The following is a 7,816-nucleotide window of genomic DNA, read 5'->3' as shown; positions in this document are numbered from 1 at the left end:
TCCTATGGGAGGGCTCGGCCATGGAGCGGGCTACCAGTAGGCTGCTGCCGATGTTCGCGCATGGGTTCGAGGAGCAGAGGCGTGACGCCTTGGCCCAGGAGCAGGCCCATCAGCTTCTGGCTCACATGCAGGCAGAAGGGCTGTACGGCTGAGCGGTATCAGGTGTGTGCAGCGTTCCACCCAGCCTGTCAGCGCCCAAATGGTTAACGTCGCCGGCAAATTTTGCCGGGTTCTTCACGATCTATAAACCATTCCATGAAAAATTGGCTTCGTAGCCCAGCGTTAGGAGGATTTCCTATGAGCTACGAAACCATCGCAGCTGTGCTCGCAGTTGCGCAGGCAGTCGTGACGGTGATGCGTGCATCCGGAAAGCTGTAACGCATCACCTTTGTAAGTGAGCAGCCCTGGATCGTTGATCCAGGGCTGTTTGCTTTTGTGCTCTTACCCTCGGCGGGGACGGTTAATATCAGATTAATGCCACGCTGTTCCGCCTTTCGAGCGGTGTGCGGAAAACGACCCGTTCCTGACATGCAGGCGGGTCGGCCAGGGCTGACGCGCCTTACGCGACAGCCGCGCGTGCCAGAGGTTGTCAGGAAACCCTGTCAGGCATTCAAACGTCAGGAAAACGCTCGCCCGCCGGCTGATCGCTCGTTCTGCCCAATCCATTGAGGCCTACCGCAACGAGCACGGCAACGTTGGCTATATCGGCGGCGGTTCCGATCCCGACCAGCGAGCGGCGGTCGTCTACCTCGGCGAGGACGCCAAGGTCATCGCCGATCGGGTTCACGCTCTGCTGTCGCCAACCCGCTCGACACTGATGCCGTCCGATCCGTTCCTCACCTTCGTGGCCGAGGCGCTGGCCGAGGAGGATCATATCCAGGGGTTCAACTATGCGCGCCACTGCGTGATCCGCAACGTCGCGAAGCGTTGGGCAGAGCAGGAGATCTGGCGCGAGGCGGGGACGGACGACGCCGCGCAGGCCCGCTATGGCGCGCCGGATCGAGTTCGAGCAACTGAAGCGCGCGTTCGACGCCGCCTTTAGTCGCATCGGCAGCCCGTTCCCAGGGACGGAGGCGGCGGCCAAGGAAGCGCGGGCGGCGCTTCATCTTCCGGAGGGCCGCCTCAGTGACTAGCGCCCCTCTCCTGCCCACCGTCTCCCTCGACACTTGCATAGAGGATGGCCGCCTCACGGTGTTCATCCATGGGCCGGCCGGTGCTGTCGGCCTGCGGCTCTCGGTCGAGGACACGCGGGCGTTCTAACGGCTGATGGGGCAGCACCTCGAACCGAGGCGATTTGACGGCAGAGGTTAATCCATGCCTCATGCCACGTTAACGCACGCGGGCACGCTGCCCGAGTCGCAATCACCGGAGACCCTGCCGCCGCAGTGAGACCCTGAAAAAGCGAGACCCCCGGAAGCCCCTGCAAGGGCACCGAGGGTCTGATGCCCCGAGGGGCCGATCCGAACTGTTGCAAGTCCGATCGTCCCCGAAATCGCCACCTCTGTCAATCGGAAACCCGTTTTCCGGCGGCGGGGGAGCTTTGCCGGGAACCGGGCGCGCGCGAGCGTGTCTCGGCTCGATCTGCCGCGGCCTCATTGCGAGGCCGACCGATGACTTATGCCGAAATGAAAGAGGCAATCGCCCGGGCGCTGCCGGCGATGCTGCCGGGCTTGCGCGAGCAGCTCTACGCGCTGAACGGCGCCGGGCTGATCGAAGACGGCGAGGCGGGCGAGCTCGACGACGCGATCGAGGCGCGGCGCACCGCCGGCCGGGCGACCCCTGCGGCCCCTGCCCACGCTGGGCTGCCGCTCGCCGCCGCGATCGCCCCGACGGCTGCCCGGATCACCCGGTTCGCGCCCCGCCGCCAGCGCTCGCCCGACCGCACCAAGGGCCGCGAGGGCCGCCGGGGCCTCGGCGGGTCGAGCCCGCTGCCCGAGCCGCTCGCGCGCCGCTACACCGAAGGCCAGAGGGCCGTGCTGTTCATCGTCGGGGAGGAGATAGCAGCACGGGGCGTGTGCGGTCTCTCGGTCGCCGAGATCGCGGCACGCGCCGGCGTCTGCCACCGGCATGCGCAGATGGCCCTACGCCTCGCCGAGAGCGACGGGCTCGTCTCCATTACCGAACGTCCGCTTAAGGGCCGGAAGCACGAGACGAACCTCGTGCGCGTCCTGTCGCGGGAATGGGCGGCCTGGCTCCAGCGTCGTCGACCGACAGGGTGCAAAACGACTCCCTCCACGGGGATTCAGGATTTTTCTTCCTCTTTAGAATCGAGAACGGCGGCTCGCGGGCAGGTTGCGAAGGGTTATCGGAGGGGGGATTCGAGTTCCGGACTGGCAAGACTCTCGGCCGCGGGGTTCCGATTTTAGCCTGAGACTGGTGCCGCCCCTGGAACCGAGAACGCCGGACCCTGGTGAGGGTCCGGCGCTCGGTGAGGGATTCGGGGCGGGAGGGTAACGAGCTACCGAACGCGCCGCCCGTCCTCGGGCAAATTGTCGAGGTCGATTGCGAATCCGTCGCGCGCGAGTGCCCGCAGGACCAAAAACTTGACCGTCACCCGCTCGTCGAGCGCGCGCTGGCGCAGCTCGGTCCAGACCTCCTCCGGAATGCTGAACTTGAGCGCCGGATCCTTTTGCCCGTTGGCCCTCTTGGGCAAAGGGGGATTTGGGCTTGTGGGTACAGGGTCTGGTACGGATGGAGCGTCAGGAGCAGGCCGCTCGGGCTCGGGCGCTGTCGATGGCCGGGTGAAGCCGAGATCCTCGGCAGCCTCGGCGAGCTGGCGCGCCTCCTCGGGTGATGTGCGCGGCTTCGGGCGCGGGGCGGGCTGGAACACGGGCTTGGTCATCACGCGGCCTGCTGCTGCTCGGCGAGGATGGCGAGAAGCTCATCGAGGGTGGCGCCGACCTCGCGCGCGGCCTTGGCATCGCCGTCCGGCGCCGAGGGCGACAGGCCGGTGAAGTGCAGCGCCTGGTAGGCGGCCCGCTGGATCACTTCAGTCTGGAGCACGGGGATCGACGCCGCCTGGATCTCGGCGCGGGCGTGGGCCGCGACGCGGCTCTGAAGCGGCGACATCTGCGTGAGAACGACCCGGGCCGGGATGCGGCGCTTGAGCATCTTCTCGGCGCGCTGGACGACCTCGTAGGTGCGGAACACCTCCTGCAGATCCATGCCCGACACCTTCGAGGGGATAAGCACGAGGTCCGACTCGGCAATCGCGTAGGTCACGGCCTGCGAGGCGGCGCCCTCGAGGTCGACGAAGACGATCGAGTAGCGGGCGGCGGCCTCGCTGATCCGGTCGAGGATGTTGGCCTGGGTCACGCCGCCGATCACGTCGACCTGGCCCCCATCCCCTGCCCGCTCACGCCAAGTCAGGACGTGGCCGTTCGGATCGGCATCAATGATTGCCACGCTGCCGCCCTGCCGGGCGTAGGCGTCGGCGAGGCAGATCACGAGCGTCGTCTTGCCGACGCCCCCCTTGGTCGAACACACGCTGATGACCGCCATTGCCCAAGCTCCCAGGTGGGTAAGTGTGCCAATGCCCCAAAGGGGAAACGCCCTAAGGGGATTAGGTGGAAAACCTCAACAGCCCGTGAACCCCATGGCCCATTAGGGCAAAGGGGTATTTGGATGCGATCTTGCGACCCGGTACGGGCAAGAGCTCCAAAACCCACAAACCCTAGAGCCCAAGTTACCACTGGCGCAAGTGGGCAAAGGGGTATTTGGGTGTGGATGGGTCCCGTATCCTGTTCCCAGACCGCACCACCCCCTGTCCGCGGGGTACACCCTGCGAGGCAGCCCCAGTGAGACGCCCGCGCCCTGTCTCACAGGGTTGCCGCGTGGCTTGTGAGACAGCTACAAGGGATCGTCTAGACCCTGCGAGACATTCCATGGCCCGGATCGGCTACGCGCGCGTCAGTACCCTCGACCAGGACCTCACCGTGCAGCTCGCCGCACTCAAAGCGGCCGGCTGCGACATCATCCGGTCTGAGAAGGTGTCGGGCTCCTCGACCGTCGGCCGCGACGAGCTGCGCACGGTGCTGGCCTTCATCCGCGAGGGCGACACGCTCGTGGTCACCCGCGTCGACCGCCTGGCGCGCTCGATCGGCGACCTTCAGGATATCGTGCGCGAGCTGCGCGGGCGGGGTGCGGGGCTTCTCGCGACCGAGCAGCCGATCGATACGTCGACCGCCGCCGGCAAGGCCTTCCTCGATATGCTGGGCGTGTTCGCCGAGTTCGAGACGAACCTCAGGCGTGAGCGACAGGCGGAAGGCATCGCCAAGGCGAAGGCGGCCGGCGTCTACAAGCGTGCGCGTACGGTCGATCCGGAGGCCGTGCGGGCGCTGATAGGGGAGGGGAAGGGCGCCTCGGCGATCGCGCGGCAGCTCGGTATCGGACGGGCGAGCGTCTACCGGGTGATCAAGGCTGCCCCATAGCCGTCTTGGCCCGACCAGGCGAGCGTGACGTGCTGCTGGCATGAAAGATGTTGCGCCCGGAGTCTATCTGGTCTTCGTCCGAGAGACGAACGACTCGGACAATCCAACCCCGGCCCACCTATGGGTGGCAGCCGTCCCGCAAGCCGAGGCGGTCGAGGCGGTCCGCGCTCTTGTGCCGGAGGGCGGGCACGTGGAGATGTCACGGGACTATCCGACCCGCAAGTTGGTCGCCGATCTCAATCTCAGGCCGGGCGACGTCCGCGAGATCGTCGAAGCTGAATAGCCGCGACCGAACGATGACGGTCTCGTTCGCGGAACGTCCATTTATGGAACTTACCCACAACCTGCGACGCCACAACGAAAATGTGCGCCACACGAGGGCTTTGGCTCTGCGACACGGCGCGCGCTCAATCGCGGCAGAGGTTCCATAAACTCCGGCGAGGGAGAGAATTTCCTTTTTACCGGACGCCGCGCGGCCCCTTGCTGGGCGCGGGGCGTGGTGTAGGATCGAAGCTGCTCTCCCGCAGTCGCGGGGGTGACCCTGAAGTGGTCGAGGCCAAGTGCCGTAAGACGTCGTCTCTCCCGCGGTCGCGGGGATCAAAGCCCGCCCGGCTCGGCCGCGGCGGGCTCTTGCTTGAGATCGTATGCTACTTGACGTATGAGTTATGATAGATTTTCAATAGTTCATTTAATTCGCTGGTCTGTTGGCTAATATTTAATGATAAGGGAGTGGGAAGACTTAGATAAGCTATCTCTGCTTCTGCATCAAAGTACGATCTCGCACGCTCATTCCGGTTTTCGACAACCATTTGCCAGATAACTTCACTATATGGCTTAGACCGAATTATATCCATTATGGGAAGCGCGCAGTTCAGAACCGCTTGTCCGAACTGCATGGTCTCGTCGCGAGTTGGGATCTTGCCCTTATGTATCACATCATTGCGAAGCTCAGTCTGTTTTCTTTGTAAAATATTCGGTGTCTTATGGTTTTCGAACAAATAAATAGCCATAAAAGCACCATACTGACGCTCGGATTGACTAGACATCTGCTTCCATGTAGTAACAATTTCTTCCAAAGAGGCCCCATTTTTTCGGGCCGATGCTTTGAAATAAAATTCGTAAAGGCGCTCTAAGCACGACGCAAACGATGAAATAGCATCACGGTACACCCCGTTTTCGATACTCAAAACGCACATTCGAGACAAAATCTCGAATTTTTGCTGTTGCATTACCGTAATAGAACGGTGCCCATTATCGCAAACAAAATCAAAAATGCCATTCTCAGTAATTTCTTCATAATATGATTTAGATATATCCGTATTTTTTTGTTGCATGCCACATTTCATGCATGGAATAGATATTTTCATTGATATTCTCGCCGTAGATACAATTTTTAATATTTTAAGAAAGAATTTTGACTGATGCAAGCCGGATTGCGAGCCCCATGGCCGCCCAATTGGTAATCTTCAATTATCGGGCGCCCTTCGCCCGGGCGCGATCCAGGCGCTCGATTTCCGCGACGATCAGCGCTGTGGCCTTCGCCTAGGCGCGGCGCCCGCCGGCGGGCGCGCGTAAGTTCGCATGTGGAACCTGAGTTCAGGCTCCTACAGTCAAAACATAGTTAGCTTGAAAGTGCAGGATTTCCTACCAATCAATTGCGAAGCATGGGCTCGAATTTCTATATGATCTAATTTAAGGCAGAATTTAGTCGTCATGTCAGCGAGTGGTCCTTCAAGGGGGCATCGCGCCTTTGGTGTTGGTATCCTGCACGTCTTCGGTACTCGCGGAGAGCAGCCTGTCCCAGGGTGTCGGGGACGGGAATACCTCCTCGAGAAAAGCTAGAAAGGCTTTCACGTTCGGGTTGCTGCGCCGGCTCTCCGGCCACAGGGCCGTGACGACGGACCGCTCGACGGCGAATGCCTGCAGGATCGGCACCAACTCGCCCCGCTCAACGTAGGGCGCTGCGATATAGGTCGGTGAAATGCCGATGCCGCCGCCCGCCACCAGGACGGCTGCAAGGGCATCGCTGAAGTCCGTAACGATGCCGGCGTTCGGCGTGAGTTCGATCGTGCGACTGTCGATCCGGAACGGCCAGCGCAGGGCTTGGCCCGTACTCTGAAAGCGGAAGTTCACGCAATCGTGGTGGATCAAGTCGTCTGGGTGCAGCGGCGTCCCGCGGCGTTCCAGATAGGCCGGTGACGCGAAGGCGCAGAGCCAATGCGGCGCGAGACGCCGGGAGACCAAGCGCGAGTCGGCGAGTTCGCCGACGCGGATCGCGACGTCGATGCCCTCCTCGATGAGGTCGGCAAAGCGATCGCCCAGGCGCAGGTCGACGGACAGATGCGGGTGGCGCTCGCGGAACCGCGGTAGGGCCGGGGCAAGCAGGTGCACACCGACAGGGAGCGGCGCTGTGACCTTCAGGGTGCCGGCCGGCTCCGAGCGCGCCGCGACAGCTGCCTGCTCGATCTCCTCGGCCTCGCGCAGCAGTCGCAGCGCCCGCTCGTGCAGGTCACGGCCCTCCGGCGTCAGGGTGAGCGAGCGCGTGGTACGGGTGAACAGGCTCAGGCTCAGCCTTCCCTCCAGCCGCTGCACGCTCTTGCTAACCGCGGACGGCGAGATGCCCAGCGAGCGCGCGGCGGCAGTGTAGCTGCCGAGCGAGGCGGAACGCGCGAAGGCGATGATGCCTGTGAGCCGGTCGAGGCCGATCTGTTCCATGACGGCATGATTGAAGCGAAGTGGGGCCTGATTATCAAGCTTGGAGCGACAAGCCATTTTGCTTCCCACAGGCGCCGCGGGCGCGCCGTGAGAGATCGTCGTCATGAGCAGCAACCTCGAGGATCGCAGCGTCGTCATCTTCGGCGGCACCTCAGGCATCGGCCTTGCTGCCGCCCGGCAGGCCAAGGCAGCGGGCGCCAAGGTCGTCGTGGTCGGCTTCAATGCCGCGGGCGCCGAGCGCGTGGCGGCGGAGAACGCCTTTGCCGGCTGGCGCGCCGCGGACGTGACCCATCCCGAGACCATCGCTGCCGCGCTAGCCGACATCCCGCATGTGGATCACCTTGTGCTGCTGGCTGGGACCTTCGTGGCCGGCAAGATCCTGGACGCCGAGGTCGGCTACCTGAAGCGCGCCTTCGACGAGCGGATCTGGGCGGCGGTGCACACGCTGCGCGCCCTCGGCGACCGGCTGGCGCGGGACGGCTCTGTGACCTTCATTTCCGGCGCCCTGGCGGACCGCCCCAGCGCCCAAGGGACCGCCGTGCTGGCAGCCGCCTCGGCCGCCATGGAGGCCTTCGCGCGTGGCCTCGCTCTCGAACTGGCGCCGGTGCGGGTGAACACGCTTTCGCCCGGCACCACGGACACTCCGCTGCTTGCCCGCACGCTCGGCGCCC

The 7,816-nt window shown here is 63.7% G+C and carries 9 protein-coding genes; 5 read left to right on the top strand and 4 right to left on the bottom strand.

What is annotated here, in order from left to right; translation table 11 throughout:
- Window positions 1-586 precede the first annotated feature (586 nt).
- Together A5481_RS34425 and A5481_RS31625 are read left to right on the top strand one after the other, a co-directional pair.
- Window positions 587-1,042: a hypothetical protein gene (locus tag A5481_RS34425; protein ID WP_156312236.1), complete on the top strand. Its 456-nt coding sequence runs from the start codon at window positions 587-589 to the stop codon at window positions 1,040-1,042.
- A gap of 568 nt (window positions 1,043-1,610) precedes the next feature.
- Complete coding sequence (locus tag A5481_RS31625) at window positions 1,611-2,366, top strand: hypothetical protein (RefSeq protein WP_064504514.1); 756 nt, start codon at window positions 1,611-1,613, stop codon at window positions 2,364-2,366.
- Between the two features lie 92 nt (window positions 2,367-2,458).
- Here A5481_RS31625 and A5481_RS34420 read toward each other — a convergent pair whose 3' ends face one another.
- Window positions 2,459-2,842, bottom strand: a complete 384-nt coding sequence (locus tag A5481_RS34420; RefSeq protein WP_156311999.1) for a hypothetical protein — start codon at window positions 2,840-2,842, stop codon at window positions 2,459-2,461.
- Complete coding sequence (locus tag A5481_RS31615) at window positions 2,842-3,501, bottom strand: ParA family protein (RefSeq protein ID WP_048435925.1); 660 nt, start codon at window positions 3,499-3,501, stop codon at window positions 2,842-2,844. Before A5481_RS31615 ends, A5481_RS34420 begins: the two co-directional genes overlap by 1 nt.
- Before the next feature lie 383 nt (window positions 3,502-3,884).
- On the opposite strand from A5481_RS31615, the gene A5481_RS31610 reads away from it, so the two are divergent.
- Both A5481_RS31610 and A5481_RS34415 read left to right on the top strand, forming a co-directional pair.
- The gene (locus tag A5481_RS31610; protein WP_064504513.1) at window positions 3,885-4,430 is read left to right on the top strand and encodes a recombinase family protein; all 546 of its coding nucleotides are present in this window, start codon (window positions 3,885-3,887) and stop codon (window positions 4,428-4,430) included.
- Between the two features lie 40 nt (window positions 4,431-4,470).
- A complete protein-coding gene (locus tag A5481_RS34415) occupies window positions 4,471-4,713 on the top strand; it encodes a hypothetical protein (protein WP_156311998.1) in 243 nt (80 codons plus the stop codon).
- Between the two features lie 364 nt (window positions 4,714-5,077).
- Here A5481_RS34415 and A5481_RS34410 read toward each other — a convergent pair whose 3' ends face one another.
- Together A5481_RS34410 and A5481_RS31605 are read right to left on the bottom strand one after the other, a co-directional pair.
- Complete coding sequence (locus A5481_RS34410; RefSeq protein WP_156311997.1) at window positions 5,078-5,764, bottom strand: hypothetical protein; 687 nt, start codon at window positions 5,762-5,764, stop codon at window positions 5,078-5,080.
- Between the two features lie 397 nt (window positions 5,765-6,161).
- On the bottom strand, window positions 6,162-7,145 hold the full coding sequence (locus tag A5481_RS31605; RefSeq protein ID WP_048435923.1) for a LysR family transcriptional regulator: 984 nt from the start codon (window positions 7,143-7,145) through the stop codon (window positions 6,162-6,164).
- A gap of 103 nt (window positions 7,146-7,248) precedes the next feature.
- On the opposite strand from A5481_RS31605, the gene A5481_RS31600 reads away from it, so the two are divergent.
- Window positions 7,249-7,816 (top strand): SDR family oxidoreductase (locus A5481_RS31600; RefSeq protein WP_064504512.1); only part of this gene is annotated, 568 nt, incomplete at its 3' end.

Source organism: Methylobacterium platani, assembly GCF_001653715.1.
In the GTDB taxonomy this organism is placed as follows: Bacteria; Pseudomonadota; Alphaproteobacteria; order Rhizobiales; family Beijerinckiaceae; genus Methylobacterium; species Methylobacterium platani.
This window is presented reverse-complemented; position numbering and strand designations above follow the sequence as displayed.